Raw genomic sequence first — 20,919 nt, 5'->3', positions numbered from 1 at the left:
CCTCAGTTTATGTCTTAATCTACCCGATTGCTACTATATATTTTAATAGTGAGCAATCGTAACAGTTGAAGCATAGTTTAGGACATAAGCCGATCGTAAAACCCCGAACTAATAGACTTTCTTTGCCTGTTGCCTATTGCCTGCTATAACTAAAGAATTTGCAACACAACCAGTGTCATATCATCCGTATTTTGCTTATCAGCACCGATAAATTTCTGAACTTGGTCAAATAAATAATCGACAATTTCCTGTGGCCCATTGCAGTATTTACAAGCCGTATTGAAATCAGCAATAAAGTTTTCTTCGTCAAAGCGATCGCCGCTAGCAGCAGCAGCATCGGTCAGCCCATCTGTATAGTAAATAATTGTGTCTCCAGGTTCGAGCTGTGCCTGGGCATCTTCATATTGACTGTTAGCATCTAAACCAATCAGCATTCCTAAAGTGTCTAAACGGCTAACAGTTTTTGTCGCGGCGTGCCACCACAAAGGAGGATTGTGTGCCGCATTGCTATAAGACAAAATTCGATTATGGGGATTATATTCTGAGTAAAAAAGCGTTACAAAGCGATGAGAATTTTCCAAATCCGCATACATAACTCGATTTAAGTTTTGCAGAATTCCGGCTGGAGAATTACCGTGTAATACCTCCCCTCGCAGCATTCCCCGCATCATCGTCATAATCAGCCCAGCGGGAACGCCTTTACCCATAACATCTCCAATCACCAAACCCCAGCGACCACTTCCTGCCCCATTTTTAGCGTTTAGCTGAATTTGATTATTATTGGTGGCAATAAAGTCGTAATAGTCTCCACCCACGCGATTGGCAGGTTTACAGCGTGCCGCTAAGACTGCACCAGGAATTGTGGGACATTGCCGTGGCAGAAGACGCCGTTGAATTTCTGCACCAATTTCTAGTTCTTGGTCTAAACGTTCTTTTTTTCTCAGTTCTACAGCTAGTTCATCGTTTTCGATCGCTACTGCTGTTTGATCTGCCACTAATCTAACTAACTTTTGCCTAGTTTCTGTCCAGCTATATTCTGGATCGCGGCTCAAAACATACAGCCAACCCCTTTCTGTATGCTTTACCAAAATTGCAGTACCAAAGATTTGCACATCTGGTCCCAAATACCGATGCATTTGGTCATCCAAAATCCCTGTAGCACTTGCTAAAGGGCCAGCATTGGGCACAAGTGTAATTTGACTGCTAGCTATTTCTAGCGCCTTGCGGATATTCTTACGCTGGTGGCTATCTTGCCAGTGTAGTTGCTCTAACCTGACTTGACCATTCGGTTTGTAAAGAAACAAGGCACTGCCATCGGCATCTGTGACTCTTGTTGCCATCAGCGGAATCAGTTCCAAAAACTGATTCAAATTATTGAAGCTTCTAAGTGCGAATCCTAAAGAACTGAGTAAATCTTGAATTTTATTCTGTTCCCGGTGCAACCTTGCCACGAGTTCTTTGAGCGCCACGACTGGTGTGACATCAGTCGTGGCACTACTATTGTTGTCAGTGGGTTGAGAGGGCAGTTGAGACACAGGCACAGGTTTTATTACACTTTTATATTTTGGTAGGTTTGAGATTACTTATAAATTTTGTGGCTTTGATATTGCTAAACCATATTTAGACAAGACCTGTCATTTTAGCAAGAGTATAAAGACGTAACAGGTAACTTTTATAAGTATTTTATTTGCTTATTACATTCTTGATTGAATATTACTCAGTTCAAATTCTCCATTTTGAATCAAAATATGACCTTTTAAACTACTTATTTTGGATGATAGTTGACGAAGTTTTTCATTTTTTCATAACTTCATTGTCAAAGCATATCTCTGAAGTCGTAAAAATACTTTAATAAAAGAATAATTACTTAGGTCTTTAGAGAAGGTGTTGGTTTTGTCCTTTATCATTTCTTTATAACGATCGATGACTAACGACCAAACACTTTAAATTTTGAGATTTACTCCAGAAAATATTGGTGGATACTTTCGTAAGTATTAGGTAGGAACAGGCTTGAGAGTGTCGAGGCATTTTACTCACAGAAGCTGATGATTTTAGGACTTAAGCTGTTTACAGTATTTTGTTTGTGGTTAATTCAAGCGATAATACCAGATTAAGTGACTCCTAAATGTATCAATTTGTCAACCAAAATTTCTCACCTCAACTTTTAAAGTAGTCATCCGCAAAGCCAACTTTGCAGAATTTAAAACTCTCCATATCCCGTATCCCCTCAAGCTGTTAATTTTCCCTTAATGAATTACTAACCGCTTAACAGGGCTTCAACAAACTCGTAGCTAGAAAATGGGCGGAGGTCTTCGATTCCTTCGCCGGCACCAATAAAGCGAATAGGCAAACCCAGTTGTTGCACAACAGCAAGGGCAACACCGCCTTTGGCAGTGCCATCAAGCTTGGTTAAGACAACGCCACTCAGTTGGGCAGCTTGGGAGAAAACTTCGGCTTGCCGCAGTCCATTTTGACCTAAAGTGGCATCTAGAACCAACAGTGATTCTACTTTTGCGTTTGGGGCTTTTTTGTCGATAATTCGCCGAATTTTACTGAGTTCGTCCATTAAATTTTTCTTGTTTTGCAGTCGGCCAGCAGTATCTACCAGAAGTAATTCAGTTTGACGTGCTTCGGCGGCAGCGATCGCATCAAATACAACTGCTGCTGGATCTGTATTCTTTCCGGGATTGGCAATGACTTCTACACCGCTTCTACTACCCCAAACCTTGACTTGTTCTACAGCAGCGGCGCGGAAAGTATCTGCTGCCCCAATCAAGCATTTATAACCAGATTTTTGTCCCAAGTGGGCAATTTTGCCAATAGTCGTGGTTTTCCCTGCGCCGTTTACTCCAGTAATTAACCAAATATTTAAAGTTTCTTTTTCCGGGGTAAAGCTAGATTTGTGGGATGTTTTGCTTGGTGCATCCAGCATATCCCGGAGGATTTTTTTCAAATAAGCGATCGCTTCTTCTGGTGGAGTAACTTCTTGGAGCAATTTTTTCTGTAGGGCATCAATAATCAAATCTGTCGCCTCTACCCCCACATCAGCTTGCAGCAGCAACGACTCTATTTCTGATACCGCAGCTTGGTTAAGCGGTCCTTGACCAACGATCGCTTTTAGTTGGTTGAGAATGTTACGGCGAGTTTTGTCTAAACCTTGCCGCAGCTTTTTCAACCAGGTAATTTCTTCTATAGAAACGTCTTGGGCGCGTCTACCTTGAGCTGCTAAGACTTCCGCTGACCAGACAAATCCATCATCAAATACCAGTTCGGGGATTTCCTCTTCTGTCTTTGATGCTGTCTGTACTACCTCTGGTTCAGGAACTTCAATAGCACTGGCTATGAGTTGTTCTAGCTTTGCTTGCCGTTCCGCCGCCGCACGTTCTAAGAAGGATGGTGCTGTTGGCTGTGTTGCCTCTGGCGTAGTTAGCGGTTCGACGGGTGGTGTCTGTGGTTCACTTGTAGTTAATTCTGAGGTTAGGACATCTGGCTCATCTGCAATTGCAGCCACTAAAGAATCTTCTGTACTTTCTTCTGTAGTAGATTCTTCTGTGGTTGTTTCTGGGCTTGTGACACCAGGTTCCTCAGTTACTTGAGTTTCTACAGTTTCTACCTGAGAACTTGTGGTTTCAATAGCTTCAACTACTTCTGATGGTGCTGGGGTAGCTGCTGAATCAGGAGGAGTTTCTACTGCCTGAGATTGTTGTTTTTGTTGGATATTTTTGTAGGCAGCTTTAGCAAACGCTAACAAGTCTGCTGTTGTATCTGACGAAGTTTCGGCTGTCTCTGGTTGGGGTTCTTGTACAGGAGTTTCTTCCTGCTTCTGGTCAGAGGAGGTGTCAGAGGAATCATTATATTGACGGCGGAACCAGTTAAAAACCATTGCAGCAATATTAGTTGTTATAAGTTACGAATTATGAGTTTAATTTAACTTGGGCATAGGGGCATAGGGCATAGGGCATTGGGTACTGTGAAAGTACTCCTAAATATTGATTTTCTAATTCCTACTCCCTACTCCCTCATTCCGCTGACTTCGGAAACTAAGTATAAAACACTATGCACTTTTCTTCTGCTCGCTAACTCGGCGTAAAACACCGTTAATAAACCGATGGCCTTCGTCTCCACTGTACCGTTTCGCTAGCTCTACTGCTTCGTTAATGGCGATGCTGTCTGGAACTCCTAAGAATTTCATTTCTGCTACAGCGATTTGCAAGATATCCCGGTCAATTTGAGCGAGGCGAGTTACTTGCCAATCTACCAGAGCATTGGATATGAGTTCATCTAAAATTTGTCGATTTTCATTGACTGTAATTACAAGCTCTTTAGCGTAATTGCGAACTCCCTTGTCTTGATTAGCTAGCTGAATCAATTCTGGAAAATCAACAGCGGTACCCAACTGATTAATTGCTGTCTGGGTAGATGCGATCGCCTCTTGCAGCATTGTTCTAGCAGTATTCAGATCGGAGGCGCGAGTTTGGCTGCTCAAAAGGCGATCGTTACTGCGTTGCAGTTCACCTGCGGCGTTATTTAGGGTATCTTGCACTTCTGAAGTCAAGGTGCGTACTGCTCCTAGCACCAACTTTGATACTAATTGCTCGTCTTCCAATTTATCTAATTTTTTTGGGCTGACTGGCAGCTGGCTAAGGCTTAAAAGTGCCAATTCACGAGCAATTTGCTGGGGTTTACGAGGTTGCATAAAAGTGAGGGGTGATTGTGCTTTGATTGATTAACCAGGCGTGACAAGCTTATAAGTCTATCAATTTTGGCACAGTCAAACAACAAAATTACGCATTTGCTTGTGACTTTGCCAGATAGAGTTTAAGTTTCTTCTACGTGAATAACTTGCTGTCTGATTTGGTCGTGTTTCATTTCCAGTGTGGACTCTTTGGGTAAAATCAACGGCGTATTCGGAGCAACAATTCCACCTGACACAACTATTTTAAAAGCATCTTCAATGGACATGGAGAGGTTCACCACCTCATCCTCAGGAACCGCTGCATACCATCCAGTAGTCGGATTTGGGGTGGTGGGAATAAAAACACTCAGCATCGGACGAGACATTTGAGCTTGGATATCACCGCTGATTGCACCAGTTACAAAAGCGATCGCCCAAATTCCTCGGCGGGGATACTCTACTAAAACTACACGCCGAAACTTGCCATTGGAATCTTTTAGTATTGTTTCTAAAAGTTGCTTGAGTGTTTTATATACCTGTCCCGCTAGAGGAATTGCCTGTAATAAACGCTCGCCAAAATCTAACAACCAACGCCCAGCAATATTCCTAGCCATCAATCCAATCACGAGAATACTCAGCAATGGTACGGCTAGTCCAACTAACAAGTTCAATATATTTACTAGGATTGGGTGTAACCCGTCAAAGGGATTGAGTTGTTTGGGAATTTGCGTGAGAAAGTTGATTACCCAAGTAGCAATGGTAATTGTTAGCCAGATGGTAGTTGCTAGGGGAATTACTACCAACAAACCAGCAATCAGGTCATTTTTTAAGTCCTGCTTTAGGCGATCGATTACCAAGCGCCGATTCTCCTGTTTTAAGCTATTTTCCTACAAGCATACACACAGATATCAACTCACCGAATAGCGACTGGCTATTCTGAGAAGATGTTACTTTTCTTTGTAAAACTTGTAAATGATTGTTACAAGTCTCTCAAGTTATTACTAATTTACCGCGTTGAATGAAAAGTTGCTCATGATTGTGAAAGCACGATGAGGTAAGCTGAAGAATTATTTTGCCTTGCGATCTGCTGGCAGATTCACGGGAGTAGCTTTTCTGAAAAAGCTCTGTTAAAAATATTAACTTATTATAAATAAAGCACGCGTAGGGGCGCACAGCTAGCTGTGCGCCCCTACAAATGGCTATTCAGTTGCCAATTCTGATAAATGCGATGCCTATGGCAAGGGTTTTGCCCAACGCAGCAGTTTCAGGCTTTACGCTGCATCAGCGCCTGTGGTTTCTGAAGTCGCGCACTGCACGTGTTGTGTACTTTCCTGAACCAGAGTTGCTGTTGCATTTAAGTCAGGTTTTGGTAAATACTTCATTTCCCAAACTTTGAGCAAAATCAAGTATTCATAAAATGCTTGCAATGTACACCAAGCTAGACCGGCGCTTCCGTCTAAGCAACCGCCCAAGAAAAAATACATATATATAAAGCGTAACAAAGGTCTAGCAGGTAGACGCAAAGACAAATCTTTCAGCGCCCGGCGTCTTTCGACTTCTGACTTGCCAAAAAATAAATCTTGCCAGTTTATCTTTCCTTGTTCTAATTGATATAAAGTTTCTTGAGCTTCATCAGTGGAATAACGGTTATGTTTTTCAATCCAGCGACTTAAGCCTTTACTACAAGTGTAGTGGGGGTATGTTTCTTTTAAAAAGCCAGTTGCACCGTCACAAACTTCTCGTTCAGTGTGGCCATAGTCAGTAAACCAAACCTTACCGTGACGAAACAGGCGCATTTGGTAACGGGGATACTGCGTGCTGTAGCGAATCCAACGATTCATGAACATGACGCGTTCAGCGACATAGTAACCGATGTAGTCTGGACTCTGACTTGCCTTTTCACATTCAGCAAACAGTTCCGGTGTCATCCGTTCATCAGCTTCCAGAATGTAAACCCATTCATGCTTTGGGGGAATAGACTCTAACATCCAGGTGCGTTGGCGTCCGTGGCTTTCAAAGGCGTGTTGAACAATGCGGATGGGATAGCGATTAGCGATTTCTAGAGTGCGATCGCTACTGCATGAGTCTACAACAATGATGTCATCAGATAGCATCGCCGATTCGATACAAGCAGCAATATCTAGTTCTTCGTTATATGTCAGTATGTAAATTGAGAACATTCCCAGGTTTTATAGTTAAAAGTTAAAAGTTAGGAGTTAGGAGTTGGCAGTCATTAGTTATTCTTGCCCTACTCCCCACTCCCCACCCCCGAAAAAATTAGCGTGCAGTAGCTTTGGGTTTACCACCTTGTAAAGCACCCCTGCTTCTTAGGCCTGTCCAGCCGATGATAATGTAACCAATAGACAACAGCAAACTGCTAATACCAATCCGCAATCCAGATTTCCATGCACTATCTTTTGCTTGTTTCTCAGTTTCATCCCTGCGTTGGCGAATTTGGCTCAATTGTTGAGTTCTCAGGGTCTGAATATCTGTTTGTTGTTGGATGGCTTTGTCAAGTGCTTGGGGATCTGTTTTAGCCTTTTTTAGTAAATCCTTTATAGCTGGAGGAACTTGGGCGCTTTCAAGTGCTTGCTTGTATCTTTGCTCATCGCTGAGTAGTTCGGTAAACTGAGCTTTGGTTTGACTCCGCAGCTGTTCTAGCTGAGCTTTTCCTTGTTCGGTATTTAGTTGTGCTTGCAATTGTGATAAGCGATTGTTGAGTTGATTTTCTGCCTGATCTGCTTCTTGGATGATTCGGTTAACTGTTTGAGTTTTGGCTTGATTCACATTATTCAGATGCAGAGGAAAAATCAGTAAGAACATTAAGCCTAAAATACTTGAGAGAATTAGAGCTGGAAATCTTAAATCAACACCTTGAGGCCGATCGCTTCCTGCATCAGCGCTATCAATCCAATGGCCAGCGAACAAAAGCCCCAAGCCTACCAAAGGAACAATTCCCCGATCCACTAGCGCTGTTGCCAAATTTATTTGCCATCCGCGATCGGTTGGTTGAAAGGGCAACAGGAGAATCAAAAAGTCAACAAAAAATGACAAAATGCAGATTATTCCAACTACCTTAACAGTGAGGGCAGTACTCACGGAAGTAAAACGGTTAACCATAGTTTTTCAAACTTGCAGTAAATACGAATGATTTTCATATTTCAAGTTACTCGAATATTGTGCCCATGACCGTAACTGTTCTATAGAAACACAAACTAGATTCAATAATTGGGAACTCTCTGGTCTCTTGGTTTTCAACTAGGCCACAGTAACATTTGTTATGTCCCGTGTCTTCAGGAAATTCCTAGTGTTTGAAGATACGAAGCTTATGCAGGGCTGAAAATTCAGGTTCTCGACTTCTACAATAAGTCGGTAATCTAGACACTCAACGAAACGGAACTACTAATTTAGGCAGGTATGGCAATTTCAACGAAGTAATACCTAAAACTTTAACTTCTTTACCGCGTCGCCGTGTCTTCTTCCTACCTCATCCTTCTCCTACAAAGTCCTGTTCCCAAATTGACAGATCCTTTGGTCGGTCAACGTCGGCTAAACAAACCAAATCCACATAAATAAATTAAGTTTCTGAACAATCTCCACAGTTCTCTAGAATACTTGAGCACTTCCCCACTCGATATTAGCGAATAATTCTGGAATAAGTTGCCGCAAACCAATTAAGTAATATCCACCATCAATTGGTGGGCCGAGTACGAGGTCAAAGGTGCGTAGCTTATCAAAGGCGATCGCTAGAATTTGGGCATTAAATCCAGGACAATCTGTACCGATGATAATGAATTGCTTTTTCTCGACAAAATTGAAAAGCCTGGAGGAGCGATCGTGCCATCCGCGAACCCTAGATTCCCTCCGCCTTGAGGCTGGTAAACTAAATCCAACGCCAGCCATTTTTGCATAAGTTGTAAATCGCCACTGAAAACCACATTTCTACAGATATGTCAATGTCTTTTTGCAATTGTTTAACCTGCAATATTGTATGTTCAGTCATTTGGCGTTGAAGATTAGCAGTACCAACAGATCCTAAAACAGGTATCAGTCGGGTTTTCGTCTTCCCTGGTTCAGGATAGCGAGTGAAAATAATTAAGCGTTGTTTTTGTTTTGGGCTTGCTGGAAAGTTCAGCACGCAATACCTTATTTAGCCTTATTTAGATAAACTAAGAATATTTTAATAGCAATACTTATCGTTGTCGTTGGCTCTAGGATGATCTTTTCCTGTTTTTATAGCCCCTAAAATCGTAGAGACATACACGCAACGCCTAGCTTTTCCAGCATTTTGGCTATATAAGGTTATTTGTCCAAGTGTTCTTAATGATGTGTTAATACACTCATCTCCAACTTCATAGACAGGACAACCTTGGTAGTTAAATACAACTCGCCACACTTGCTGTGAAGTCTCTTTTCGTAAAGTTGTCTCTTTTTTTCCTTTATTATTTTCCTCTTCATCAATACGAACGCTTGACTCAAGATTGTGCCATAGATTGCTATTGTTTTTAACAGCATCACTAATGAATTGGTCTGTTTGTGCTTGATGAACACTCCATTGCACAGCACCATCTTGTATACGCAAACTAGCTTGCCAAGACAATTTTTGCTTAATGGCTTCTCTTTGAGCCTGGCGTATCGCATAGTAAAGTTGGTTTTGAGCGCTGTTAAGCTGGCGCGTAGCTACAAAAGTCATCCAGTTTGGTATTCCCAGCGCGGCTAATAAACCAATTAATAGAACAATTACTAAAGTTTCAAGTACAGTAAAACCCCCACTAGAGCGATTATTAAAAACATTTTTTGCATTAACTAGAGATGGTAAATGCACCTGGGTATTCATTGTTACTTTCTTGTTTTTTTTCAACCACCCAGTTGTTTAACAATATTTCAGTTTTTTGACTTTTTAATTGACGCTGATTAGTAATACTGTTAATTAAGGCGGGCAGCATCAGAATTATGACAATTTTTAATAATAATTTTGAGCTAAAATTTATATTCTGAAATCTTAAAGAATCATTAATAAAATACCTCCATAAAAATTTAGCCGCAATTAAACCTTTTTGCCGATTCAATGGTTTTTGTAAAGCTTTGCAGGTAAGATATTTATATAAATTTGTAATACTTGTATTCCAAGTTTGATTAAGTGCTGAGGGTCTTTCTTGATATGCTTTCTCAAGCAACTGTAAGCAAGCTTTTTCTTGCCTGACAAGATTGGAAGAAACTGAATTAGCGCTAATTCGGTATAATATTTGCACAGATGGTACACATACGAATTCAAATTTAGATGCTAATCGCAGCCACATATCCCAATCCTGAGCCGCAGCTAGAGATTCATCAAAGCCACCTAATGTCATTAAAGCTGTTCTACAAATTAAGGGATTAGAGCCATTCTCCAAAAAGTTACTTACCAATAAACTTTCATAAACATCTCCATTTACATTAATGCGCTTACCTGAAAGGATAAATTCACCATTCGCATTAATATAATCAGTCCAACTGTAAGCAACTTTAGCAGTCAAGTTTTCTTCGAGAGCTTTTAATTGAAATTCAAGTTTATTAGGTGTCCAAAGATCGTCAGCATCAAGGAAACTTACAAATTCTCCACCTGCAAGATTTAGCCCTCTGTTACGACTGACGTTTCCACCTGCATTTGCATAAGAAAATACTTTAATTCGTGGGTCTTTAATTTCTGTAACAATATCTAGAGTAGAATCTTGCGAACCATCATTAATTACTATTAATTCAAAATCAGTAAAAGTTTGATTTAAAACAGAATTAATTGTATGTATAATAGTTTTTTCGCTATTATAAGCAGGTATAATTACAGAAATTTTTGGTAATTTTTTGCTAGCATTAATCATTTTATATGGCTGCTTTGTTTTTGAATAGTTTCCCTAAATTACATTTAAAATAATAAAAAGGGCTTATCATACTAGCCAAGTAAAACTGAATCTCAAAAAGTGCAATTACATTATTTTTTAATTGTCCTTTATATTGAACGAGGTACTGTAAGACTCGTCGTAAATTTCCTAAAACAGTTTTCACAAACACTATTGGTTTTTGCCAATTTTTAGTATTTATCAACCGGAGTTGGAAAATACACAAGCCACAGCCGCGTGCCAGATTTAGTAAGTAATCTCTTTCAAATCTCCACTTTGGTATTTGATGGTAAGTATGCATGGTAGGATTATACCAAATTTCCCACCCTGCATTATGTATAAAAAGTAATGGTTCATAGTCTTCACCTTGCACCAAAAGACCAGGTACTTTTCCACTCAAAATAGGTCGTTGTGGTACATTTTCACACCAGGCTTGTTTGCGGACAATAAGTGCTGCACCAGGAGGAAGCCTTAAATTATCTGCATCAAATAAATGTGGATTTGAACCATGTTCTCTAATAGCTAGAAAAGCTTGAATTTTTTCAAAATTTTCTGGCGGCTTTACTTCAAAATTACCATGAATTTGTCCACTCCAAACACCTGCTTGAGGATATTGCAACCCAAAAGCATATCCTTCTGCTAACCAATCAGGCGCAGGTAAATTATCATCATCTAAAAATGCAATTAGCTCGCCTCTAGCTTCACGTACTGCTCGCAATCGTGCAAAAGCAGCTCCTTGTTCTTTTTCAAAGGAATATCTTAAATGACAGTTTCCATTATATAGTTTTTGGTAATTTTGGATTACCTCAGATGTATTATCAGAACTATTATTATCAATGATAAGAAGCTCCCATTTGAGGTTTTCTACTCCTGTCTGAGTTAACAGCTTATCTAAAATACTAGGTAAACGGGTTGCCCCGTTATATGTAGGAATAGCTACAGTAACATCTAATTTCTCAACTACTAATTCAGTCATAATACCTAATATTCTGATAATTTATTTTTCAAATAACCATTTTTCCAAAGATAAAACGGACTCATTAAGCTACTTAAAAAAAGTTGCATTTCGCAAGCAGCCACCAAATCCTGTTTTAACTTAGTTCGATATTTAAGTAAATGTAAAGTGATTTTACGCAGATCGTTGAGCGTGTAAGCTAAAAAAGCGATCGGTCTATACCAAGGTTGTATATTTACCATTCTAGTTACATAACGGCTAAGTCCAATACCTCGGAAGAATGGAATTAAATAGTCTTTTTGTAATCTAGAGCTTGGTATTTTGTGAGAAATTTCCATTTCTGGGTTATACCAAATTTCCCATCCTGCTTTTTGAATGTGAGACAACATTTCTAAATCTTCACTGGTAAGCATATTACCTTTAACTCTGCCAGTTAAAATACACTTATCTGGCACACTTTCTAACCAAGCTTGTTTACGGACAACCAGTCCAGCAGAAGGAGGTAGTAATCTATTTTTTGCTTCATACAGCAGCGGTATATTTCCTCGTTCCGTAATTGCTAAAAATGGAGCAATTCGCTGGAAATTTTCTGGTGGTTCTACTTCCCAATCAGGATGAATTTGGCTACCATAAGCTCCTGCTTTTGGATATTTTTTCGCAAAATTATAAGCTGCTGCTACCCAGTTTGATATTGGGTAATTATCATCATCTAGAAAACCTATCAATCTACCTTTAGCTTCTGCCACAGCTTTTTTTCGTGCATAAGCCGCACCTTGCTTTGCTTCAAAGCAATACTTCAAAGGGTAAGGATATTGCCAACTTTCTTGATAGGCTTGAACAATTTTAGCTGTGTTATCAGTGCTGTTATTATCTACAACTATAATTTCCCAAGATAAATTTTCCGTGTGAAGTTGATTTTTTAGTCGCTCTAGTAGTTCAGGCAAACGACTTTCACCGTTGTAAGTTGGGATAGCTACAGTAAAATCTAAACAATCAGTCATTTTGTGAAAGTTCTATTTTGAGATTTTGATAGGTAGGTAGGTATAATTAAACATTACATAAAATCCTAGTCTGTAGTGAGCGGTTTATTGTTGGTTCAGGATTATCAAGACTAAAGCTTCCACTACAAACTTTAAATTATTTATGTTTAGCTAATTATTTGTTCAGCGAATCCTTAATTTGTGATCACTAAAAAAGAAATCAAATTTATCTAATAAAAAAACTACACCTGATGCTTCAATTTTGCTATCAATGTGCAGTTTTATGTTCAGTATTATTTCGTATTTTTATAAATCCAGACTATGAAAATTACTTAATTACAGTCGGAGTCTTTTTTTGTGACCATTGAGCCTAAAAGAGTTTTCACAATGATACATCGCTTTAAATTACCAGCTGATGAAGGATTTTGAGGATTTGGTACAGCTACTACTATTTTAATCCCAGGTGGCTCTGTTGCAGGGGGTGTAACTGTTCCAAAGTTTGCATCTGATAGAGTCCCCATGTAGTCGAAGGTCATTTTTGCTGATGTACCTAAAGTGTAAGATACAGATGAACCAGCAGTATTTTCATTACTGAGATTTGTACCTAGCAAAAATTTATCAGAGCTAACTCCCACATCTGCCCCTAAAGATTTCCATGTGCTGATTTCAGCAAAAGCCAAGTTACTACCATCAGCCTTTTTTGTAGGATAAATAGCAACCTCTACATTTTGGGTTGTACTGTTTTTCTGAAAGCTCACGCTATAGCTAAGTTTTTTCTTTAGGGCTTCTCGTTGTGCTTCCTGTAGGGCAGCTGAAACAGCGTCATTAGCTTTATTAAGTTGCTGTCGGTTGACAAAGGCAAGCCAACCAGGAGCTGCGATCGCGGCTAAAATTCCTGCCAACAGCACTACTACAATTAATTCTATTAGGGTAAAACCAGCATCTTGTTGATTGTCTTTGTTTGCTAAATATTGCTGCTTTAGTTTTGTTGTAGAGCTATGTAACTGAAAGTAATCTAATAATTTCAAAGTAGTAATATTCCGCATACTATCCTGCTTTTATTAATCTTTGTCAAAGATACAAGCTATTTGTTAAATATAAAACTGCGTCCTTGTACCTTAATGTTCGCACTTGGAAAATAACTAGCTTTGCTCTGGGTGTAACGTATTTTCGTTTCATCATTTTCTATTAGACGAGCTTGTGCGTTACCCCTTAAATAAACTTCAACAGTACTTCTGTTATCTGTGCCAACTGAATTTACACAGGTGTAGAAACCTGTTATGGTAATGCTTGCTGGAATTTGTCTAAAGCCGGTAGAGCAAACTGCCGCTGGTGCTCCTGTTGTTGTTTGATCTATAAAATCAACAAGAACTACGGGACTTTGATTATAAGTTACTCCAGTTCCCAAACTATTTGTCCAACTATTCATTTTTTCTTGTAATGTTTTGCCTTTGTCTGACAAGTCAAATTGTTTAAAACCTTTATCTGGACATAAGCTATATTTTTCAGTAGTAAATCCAGGACAATCAGTCCTACCAGTACTATTTAGAACACCATCTTTAATTTGCCATCTGGCAATGCGAGCAGCTTGAGACCAATTAGAATTAGTGTCTTTAATTAAATAGTAAGCTACCAATGAATACACAAAAGAATCGTCTCGAAATAGAACTGTGCCGCCATTTTTAGTCTCAAGAGCATCTTTAGTCAATTCTCGTTTCCAAAAGACTAAAATTGGAACCCCATTTGTTACTGTGGGAATTTGGGAATTAATAGCTGCGATTCCTGTATCATCGTATATATACAGTGCTTGTTGGAGATCGCGAGCGATATAATCAAGCGCTGCTTTGATTTCTTGCTCAGAGTTAGCTTTAGCTTGTTCCTGACGATCGGTGTTTAAAACGCCAATCATAAAACCTAGTAACGGGGTAATTACTAGGAACGCAATGAGCATAGCTACCAGTAATTCGATGAGGGTGAAGCCACTATTTTTGTTCTGCTTCTGAGAGAGTTTGAGCTGAGTATTTAACAGCCACCTCAGTATATTCATCTTGCTACGTTTCTCCTTAGTGAGTGATACTGAGTCATGAAATTATTTATATTTGCTGGGTTAATCTTGACAACCACCAAGACGCTCGCACAAAGCGTTATAGGAAGGTTGACCTCTGACAATTTCAGTTGTAATTTCTATTAGTGGTGCTTTGCGATCGCCTAGTCCCCCACTGAATGTTGCTGCTTTTTTTCCACCGCTATCACTACTTTTTTTCAAGCTACCAGAATCGATGAAGGCATCTGAACGATATACCCGAACTCCCAAACGATAGCTTTGACCGTTATCAATTTGAGCAGTAGTTGTACTGATAGTTCCAACATTATTACCAAAAGCTTGAATGTAAAACTGAACTGGGCTGGTTGTTTTGTACGTTGTACAGTCACTTGGGAGAGTGATTTTGCCATCCTTGTGAAAGCAATACAAACTAGTTATCGCTGTGGGAACAGCAGTACTACTGAGTAAATAGTCACCACTGGTAGCTGCATCTGATACTGTTCGAGGTGCAGCTGTGGTTGCAGCAGTGAGGGAAGTAGTAGTTGATACTTGAGCTTCGGAAATTGTTTTAGACTTAATAGCATCAATGAAGGCTTGGGCTGCTTCTGTTGCTAGTTCCACCCGTCTAGCTTGGACGCGAGTTGCAGTTGAAATTACTAGGACAGGTGCGATCGCTACCAGCAAAATGCTAACCACGAGGATTGCCACCAGGGATTCAACGATCGTAAAACCAGACTGGCTAGATGATTCTTGTAGTTGGTGTGGGTTCATAGTCAGTTCCTCAATTGGGCTATGTCTTGGAGCAATTGGCGATCGAGTGTAATGCACTGCTGACCCCTCCCCTTTTATGCAAAGGTTAGGGAAAGGTAGGGAAAGGGCAGGAGGCTAAGGGCTTTTAATGCGCTCTATTCACCTCAGAAGTGCTGCAAAAAGAGCCATTCAGACACTTGAGGATGCTTATAGCTTGCACTGACGGTCGCCCGGACGTTCGCTAGCAGGTAGCGCAAATCTTAAACCACTGCCAAAGTAGGTAGTGTCAGGAGTATCAAAACCATCCGTTGTTTGAGTTTGGACAGCACATAACAGAGTTTGCACCCAGAGGTCATCTCGACCTACTTCTCTGTAGTATTCATTTGGAGGATCTGCCGCTGGAACTACAAAGCGCTGGGCAAACAAGTCTGGATTTTGCGCTAGTAAGGCTACATCAAAACCCCAGTTACGGTTAGGAGCCATATAATAAGGTGCTTCCCCAGCAGGAGCAGTACCTACATAAGTAACATCTGATGTGTAACCTGGCCTATCAACATTCAGAGCTCTCATAAAGATACTGTTAATATTGGCAGCATTGACAGAAGTTGAATCAGAAATGTCAGAAGGGGTTGCAGCGACAGTTGCCGATCCTGGTCTGATAAGAACTTGGAATGGTGCGGTAGCATAGATACTGCGTTTAAATTGGATGAACGAACCGCTAATATTGGCATTAACTCCATTCCAGTTTTCTAAGAAGCGCACAAAGTTATGCAAGCCTCCATTAATTTCGTAAGTACTCGAACCCACACGAACAGGAGTATCACCAGCTGCAACTGCTAGATTAAAAGTTGTTTCACTTGCCCTAAGTAGCCATCTAGTATTTTTAACTACGCTAGATGAACTAGCTAAACTGGCATAACTTTGATCGTGTTGAGGTGCTGCGGTTGTTACCTGTGATTGCAATACAGGTTCTAGTAGTGGTTGAAAATACTCATTTCTTGTGAATGGTGTCGTGGTGAATGGTGTCGTGTCTCCAGGAAAATCTTTCTCAGAATATGCGTTAGGTGATGCGAGTGGTATTCGGGGATATCTAAAGAAAAGACGATAAGTCTCACTACCACCATTAGTGTAGTTGTATTTCATAGTATCGAGTCCGAACCCTGGTGGTGAGCTATAGTTAGTATTGTTTGTGGCTGTAAACCATAGGGCATTATTTGCTACTTCTGGTAGCTCTCCGTTACGAAAATGGTTTACTACTTTAGTTCCTGATACTGCATCTGTTTTTATACCAAGTACGATGGGAGTAGCAGAGGCAAAGTTTATGGGAGCATTAGAGGTATCAACCAGCTGGCCAAGATTATTTCGTTTGTAGGCAACTCGGCGGGCAAATTTTTCAAAACCAGCTCTTGCCGGTTGAGCAGTAGTACCAGCTAATAGTCTACTTCTTGGAGCATTTAGTACGTCAGTGTCACTAGATTTTTTTTGGATATACGCTAGCGTCAAACCATTAGTTACATCTGTATCATTCGTTTGGTCATCATCATTATCCAAACCAATATACCAATCAGTTACTCCACATTCAGAAACTACTACTTTGAAGCACATTTCCATCACATACTCAGGGAAAGTACCTCGGCGCTGAATGGGTGTGACAAAGTTGTTAAAGTAAGAACTGTTATTGTTTATTGAGTCAGTACCAGTGGGAGTCCCCCTGTAGTAGGCATCACCACCAGAGTCAGGGAAGAATTTAGATGAAGTGACGAAGTTGTTATTCCAGAAACCAGCTTTTAATCTTTTAAGTACAACGTTAGGGTCACTTCCCTGATTATTTCGTAAGTCGTAATCACCCTCATTGCGGAAGCCTTCGCGAAAGCTACCAGACAATAAGGTAACAGCATCGGCAATCACTGATGCTGGTCGCCAAGTTTCGCCTGTTGTGCAATTAGGTAGTCTAGGGTCATTAGGCCGACAAGCAAAGTCAGAATCGCGATTTCCTGCAGCACGACTGTAAAATTTATTATCGTAAGCTATGTTACTCGCGTCGTCGGTGGGTGTAACTAGAAGATCGGGAGTTTTGAATTCTTGCTTACTGTGCAGATTAAAATTGCCTTTGACATACACTGGTAGCTCAGTTGCTAAAATTAAGCCTTTTTCCTCTGCTCTGTAATTATTCATACGACTCAAGTTACTGCCATTAATTAACATAATGGCGTTGGGTCGCCGTTCTGGATCTAGCTTGTAGTCACTAGCACTGACGCTTTCACTGGTTGTGTCACTGCGGTCTTTTTGAGCATCATCACGAGAGGCATAGATAATACCGCTATTGGGAAATAAATATTCGTTAGCCCAATTTTTACTAGCGTCTGGATTGGTGTTAGTTTGTGCGCGAAGCAGACCTAAATCTATGACAGTGGCACGAATTTCTAGAGGCTGACGCTGTTCGACTTCCAGATTGTATTTTCCAGTTAATGTACCACCTTTATCTATAGCCTTAATTTGTCGGGCATCAAGAAATGTAGTTTCTTTGATTGCGCCATCAGGAATGTAAGTAGTACTCCGAGTCAGAGAGCCATCAGCAATCTTGATTGCACAGATGGTAGAGTCAATTGCTGATTGCTCAGAGAGAGTAAGTTTGCTGGTTGTTGCTTTGGCCAGTGCTTGCCGCAGTAGAGGATTAACAAGGCGACCATTGGGAAATACCAAGTTGGCTTGATGTTTCAAGCGGTCTAGCAAAGCTACGCTAGTGTTAGTAACATCATCATCGTTAGCCACAGCTGCAAAAAAACCGTTGCTGTCTACTGCTTGTCCTCTGGTTATACTAGCTGCTGTAGTGCTGGGAGCTTCGTAAACAACCCCATTATTTGATTTGGCCCCACCAGGTTTGGCACCAACTACTTCACCGCTGACATCCGGCAGTGTACCTGTATTCCTTGCCGTATCTTTGTTTGTGGGATCGTAGTAGCTACTTACACAGGCCATAGGTGTTTGATAATCGTCTGCTGTGGTGGCTCTAGGAGCGTAAGAATCAAAATTGTAGTGATACACTGCTGTGGCACGCATTACCAAATGACCGCGTGTTGGCGTACCATTGAGAGGATTACTAGAATCAGGCACAAGCATCGGCATTGTGTCCGGCCAGACTACATTTGTGGCGCTGGCATTATTTTCTAATACGTTTGTTGTAGTGGGGTCGTCATTAACTGTTGAGGGAGGTGTGGGGAGGTTAGAACCTGTAGGTCTATATATTCCCGCACCTGTAATCACCCTCAGCCCACCAATCACATCAAGAATATTAGCTCTGGGTGAAGCGGCTGAAATTTCCCAAAAACCATCACGCCCGGTTACTCCCAAATCTGATAATTGTTTGACGCGAGTGGTACGAGTACGATCTTTAGTAGTGCTACCTGTCCACTTCACACCAGTGATGGTTTGGGGACTATTCTCTCCTAGAAACTCTCCTTGTGTGCTGTCCCATCGAAGTTCAGGCAGGTTGTTACCTACTACAATGCGATCGCCTAGCTCTGTTTCTGTTACCGGAGTGTCATCTACAACCTCTGGATCTCTAGTAGGTAGTTGGGCTGTGTTTAGTGTTAATTTTTTAGTAGTATCTGTGGGATCGTAAATCCAAATATCTGGGGGACGTAGGGAGTTACTTGGACCTGAGGCGTTATATCCTGCCAAAACATTTGCTGTAGTGTAAGTATCAACACCAGAAGTACCATAAGGAACTTCTCTAAATGGTACACGCCGAGTACGTCTACGAAACCAAGTTTCCAATTCTTCCTTACGTACTTTATTCGCGTCTAAGCTTGGATCGTTTGTAGTCCGTTTGTTTGTGTTAGTTTGGACTTCCGTAGGATCGGTAGTAGTGCCATGAAGGAGTTGTGCCTTCACTAATAAGTCTATGCGTTCAGCATAAGCTTGAGTGTTATAGGCAATCTCATTCGAGTTATTTGAGGTAGTTCTATTCTCAGAAGCTAAAGTTTTATTTGTATCAGGTGTATTGTTTTCTTTAAATAGATCTACACGCGTTCCACCTGGATTACTTGCACTAATTGGGCCACTAACTCCAATATTACCACCAACAACTATCTTGCCATTTTCTCGTTCGTAATAACAAGAATACCTACTACTGACTTGAAATAGGGTTATATCTTTATCACTTTTTGCAGTAAATAAGTTACTGTTGGTAAAAATACGTCCATTAAGACGGAATCTAGGACCAGGTGTAATATCTAAGTCATCTTCATATACAACAGCATTATTAGTAATAGAAACTTGGCTGCGATCTTGCTGCATTTCTAAAGCTGAGAAGCCTTTATTACCTCTATACTTTTCATACGGATTACCAAGAGTATCATCAGTGATGGGAACCGTTACTGTATATACGAAAAAGCTTTTTTTCAATTCGCCACTTGGAAGCTTATACCAACCAGAATTACCCACTAAGCTGGCACTCGTCTCACCAGCTACATCACAAGCTCCACCTGCTTTGGCAGGTAGCATCGGGGGAGTTCTAGCATCTAGTGGGCTTCTCTTCCTGGCTTGGCTTGTACCACTTTGGGGAGGAGTACGGAAGTAGATACCATAAAGAATAAAGCTATCAAATTTTCCGTTATTATCTGTATCGGCAGGAAATTTCCAGGCTGTTTGTATGTTTTCTCTATCCTCCAAAATCATAGTATTGGTTGCTTCGATTGTACTGTTCCTATTGATGTTATAAGGCACAGTAATGGGAGTTTCGTCACCAAATGTATAGGCAGGAAGTTTATTGGTTAAGGTATTGTATAGTGTTACGTTTGATGGGACAGAACGTGGCAAAGTGGGGTCGGTAAACAAGGCAGTTATTTTTGCTTTTGCTCTCTCTAATGCAGGAGTAGCAGCTTGCATTGTCGCCTCATTTACCCGAACATTACTAGCGTTTTTGGCTCGCTCAAATGAGCGAAACAAAATTGCAGCTGTTAACAATACGACTACCAAAGTGACCATTGCCACTGTTGGTAACACAAAGCCTGCATTTGCTGGAGTGCGTCTTCTTCTTGTGAGAAAGATGGTGCGTAATAGCCAAATAATTCGCTTGTTTATTGCGGATAAAAAATTCTTGCCAATTAGTTTGAAGGTTTTTTGAATTGCCTTGACTAGCTTATTTTTTCCAGACATAGCTGCTTTCCTGTCAAGTGGTTTTTACCAGATTTTTGATTGTTACCAAATTTTTCATTAGGCCTGAAAAGTAATTTTTCAGGGAAAGTATGAGACTGTATTTATATAACAAGTGCCTCGTTTTTACAAAATTAAAAATCAAGGGCTACACAAAAAAGACAATTTATTAAAGTTATATCATTCATGAATTGTTCATTTGATCCGGTAAATACTGATTTTTTCAGAATTATTTCAAATGATTCTGAGGAAGAATAAGAACAGAATTTGACAGTAAATTTGCGGAAATGTATCTTATTGGCAGGCAAGTTTATAAAGATGATGTTAGGAAAACAAACTTATAGTACCCACTTATAAAGGAAAGATATCAGTTCGATATAAAATAATGTGAATTATAAGGCTGATATAGTGTCCGTTTAATTAGCTGAAAAAGACTTATCCCTGGTTTTACTACCCAAAACCGTTCCTTTGCGAGTCGGAAA

General features: G+C 40.3%; 14 protein-coding genes and 1 pseudogene. All 15 read right to left on the bottom strand.

Going from position 1 to position 20,919, the window contains the following annotated elements; all coding sequences use genetic code 11:
• Positions 1 to 149: 149 nt before the first annotated feature.
• On the bottom strand, positions 150 to 1,541 hold the full coding sequence (locus NSTC745_RS07910; protein ID WP_445636661.1) for a PP2C family protein-serine/threonine phosphatase: 1,392 nt from the start codon (positions 1,539 to 1,541) through the stop codon (positions 150 to 152).
• A 716-nt stretch (positions 1,542 to 2,257) separates the two neighbouring features.
• The gene (gene ftsY / locus NSTC745_RS07905) at positions 2,258 to 3,883 is read right to left on the bottom strand and encodes a signal recognition particle-docking protein FtsY (protein ID WP_445636660.1); all 1,626 of its coding nucleotides are present in this window, start codon (positions 3,881 to 3,883) and stop codon (positions 2,258 to 2,260) included.
• 171 nt (positions 3,884 to 4,054) lie between these two features.
• Positions 4,055 to 4,696: a transcription antitermination factor NusB gene (nusB, locus tag NSTC745_RS07900; protein ID WP_096535152.1), complete on the bottom strand. Its 642-nt coding sequence runs from the start codon at positions 4,694 to 4,696 to the stop codon at positions 4,055 to 4,057.
• Between the two features lie 122 nt (positions 4,697 to 4,818).
• Positions 4,819 to 5,532 (bottom strand): DUF502 domain-containing protein, encoded by a 714-nt coding sequence (locus tag NSTC745_RS07895; RefSeq protein WP_445636659.1) that lies wholly within the window; start codon positions 5,530 to 5,532, stop codon positions 4,819 to 4,821.
• Positions 5,533 to 5,946: 414 nt separating this feature from the next.
• The gene (locus NSTC745_RS07890; protein ID WP_445636658.1) at positions 5,947 to 6,855 is read right to left on the bottom strand and encodes a glycosyltransferase family 2 protein; all 909 of its coding nucleotides are present in this window, start codon (positions 6,853 to 6,855) and stop codon (positions 5,947 to 5,949) included.
• A 97-nt stretch (positions 6,856 to 6,952) separates the two neighbouring features.
• The gene (gene hpsJ-B / locus NSTC745_RS07885) at positions 6,953 to 7,795 is read right to left on the bottom strand and encodes a hormogonium polysaccharide biosynthesis protein HpsJ (RefSeq protein ID WP_445636657.1); all 843 of its coding nucleotides are present in this window, start codon (positions 7,793 to 7,795) and stop codon (positions 6,953 to 6,955) included.
• A 367-nt stretch (positions 7,796 to 8,162) separates the two neighbouring features.
• A pseudogene (locus NSTC745_RS07880) lies at positions 8,163 to 8,813 on the bottom strand (TIGR04282 family arsenosugar biosynthesis glycosyltransferase).
• A 42-nt stretch (positions 8,814 to 8,855) separates the two neighbouring features.
• Positions 8,856 to 9,512 carry a pilus assembly FimT family protein gene (locus tag NSTC745_RS07875; RefSeq protein ID WP_445636656.1) on the bottom strand — a complete coding sequence of 219 codons (657 nt, stop codon included), beginning with the start codon at positions 9,510 to 9,512 and terminating at the stop codon, positions 8,856 to 8,858.
• Positions 9,478 to 10,533 (bottom strand): glycosyltransferase, encoded by a 1,056-nt coding sequence (locus NSTC745_RS07870; protein WP_445636655.1) that lies wholly within the window; start codon positions 10,531 to 10,533, stop codon positions 9,478 to 9,480. The genes NSTC745_RS07875 and NSTC745_RS07870 overlap by 35 nt, the downstream gene beginning before the upstream one ends.
• Position 10,534: 1 nt before the next feature.
• Positions 10,535 to 11,527 (bottom strand): hormogonium polysaccharide biosynthesis glycosyltransferase HpsE, encoded by a 993-nt coding sequence (gene hpsE, locus NSTC745_RS07865; protein ID WP_445636654.1) that lies wholly within the window; start codon positions 11,525 to 11,527, stop codon positions 10,535 to 10,537.
• A gap of 5 nt (positions 11,528 to 11,532) precedes the next feature.
• The gene (hpsE, locus tag NSTC745_RS07860; RefSeq protein WP_445636653.1) at positions 11,533 to 12,507 is read right to left on the bottom strand and encodes a hormogonium polysaccharide biosynthesis glycosyltransferase HpsE; all 975 of its coding nucleotides are present in this window, start codon (positions 12,505 to 12,507) and stop codon (positions 11,533 to 11,535) included.
• A 311-nt stretch (positions 12,508 to 12,818) separates the two neighbouring features.
• Complete coding sequence (locus NSTC745_RS07855; protein ID WP_445636652.1) at positions 12,819 to 13,532, bottom strand: pilus assembly FimT family protein; 714 nt, start codon at positions 13,530 to 13,532, stop codon at positions 12,819 to 12,821.
• Positions 13,533 to 13,570: 38 nt separating this feature from the next.
• Entirely contained in the window at positions 13,571 to 14,533 is a 963-nt protein-coding gene (gene hpsC / locus NSTC745_RS07850) for a hormogonium polysaccharide secretion pseudopilin HpsC (protein WP_445636651.1), read from the bottom strand.
• Between the two features lie 60 nt (positions 14,534 to 14,593).
• Positions 14,594 to 15,301, bottom strand: a complete 708-nt coding sequence (hpsB, locus tag NSTC745_RS07845) for a hormogonium polysaccharide secretion pseudopilin HpsB (RefSeq protein WP_445636650.1) — start codon at positions 15,299 to 15,301, stop codon at positions 14,594 to 14,596.
• Positions 15,302 to 15,487: 186 nt separating this feature from the next.
• Entirely contained in the window at positions 15,488 to 20,440 is a 4,953-nt protein-coding gene (gene hpsA, locus NSTC745_RS07840) for a hormogonium polysaccharide biosynthesis protein HpsA (protein ID WP_445636649.1), read from the bottom strand.
• Positions 20,441 to 20,919: the final 479 nt, after the last annotated feature.

Source organism: Nostoc sp. DSM 114161, from assembly GCF_052692665.1.
This window is presented reverse-complemented; position numbering and strand designations above follow the sequence as displayed.

What these genes read in the sequence shown, in the direction of transcription:
- NSTC745_RS07875 (WP_445636656.1), bottom strand. Translation starts at nt 9,512, where the DNA reads ATGAATACCCAGGTGCATTTACCATCTCTAGTTAATGCAAAAAATGTT.
- hpsJ-B (WP_445636657.1), bottom strand. Translation starts at nt 7,795, where the DNA reads ATGGTTAACCGTTTTACTTCCGTGAGTACTGCCCTCACTGTTAAGGTA.
- nusB (WP_096535152.1), bottom strand. Translation starts at nt 4,696, where the DNA reads ATGCAACCTCGTAAACCCCAGCAAATTGCTCGTGAATTGGCACTTTTA.
- hpsB (WP_445636650.1), bottom strand. Translation starts at nt 15,301, where the DNA reads ATGAACCCACACCAACTACAAGAATCATCTAGCCAGTCTGGTTTTACG.
- hpsA (WP_445636649.1), bottom strand. Translation starts at nt 20,440, where the DNA reads ATGTCTGGAAAAAATAAGCTAGTCAAGGCAATTCAAAAAACCTTCAAA.
- ftsY (WP_445636660.1), bottom strand. Translation starts at nt 3,883, where the DNA reads ATGGTTTTTAACTGGTTCCGCCGTCAATATAATGATTCCTCTGACACC.
- hpsE (WP_445636654.1), bottom strand. Translation starts at nt 11,527, where the DNA reads ATGACTGAATTAGTAGTTGAGAAATTAGATGTTACTGTAGCTATTCCT.
- NSTC745_RS07855 (WP_445636652.1), bottom strand. Translation starts at nt 13,532, where the DNA reads ATGCGGAATATTACTACTTTGAAATTATTAGATTACTTTCAGTTACAT.
- hpsC (WP_445636651.1), bottom strand. Translation starts at nt 14,533, where the DNA reads ATGAATATACTGAGGTGGCTGTTAAATACTCAGCTCAAACTCTCTCAG.
- NSTC745_RS07870 (WP_445636655.1), bottom strand. Translation starts at nt 10,533, where the DNA reads ATGATTAATGCTAGCAAAAAATTACCAAAAATTTCTGTAATTATACCT.
- hpsE (WP_445636653.1), bottom strand. Translation starts at nt 12,507, where the DNA reads ATGACTGATTGTTTAGATTTTACTGTAGCTATCCCAACTTACAACGGT.
- NSTC745_RS07890 (WP_445636658.1), bottom strand. Translation starts at nt 6,855, where the DNA reads ATGTTCTCAATTTACATACTGACATATAACGAAGAACTAGATATTGCT.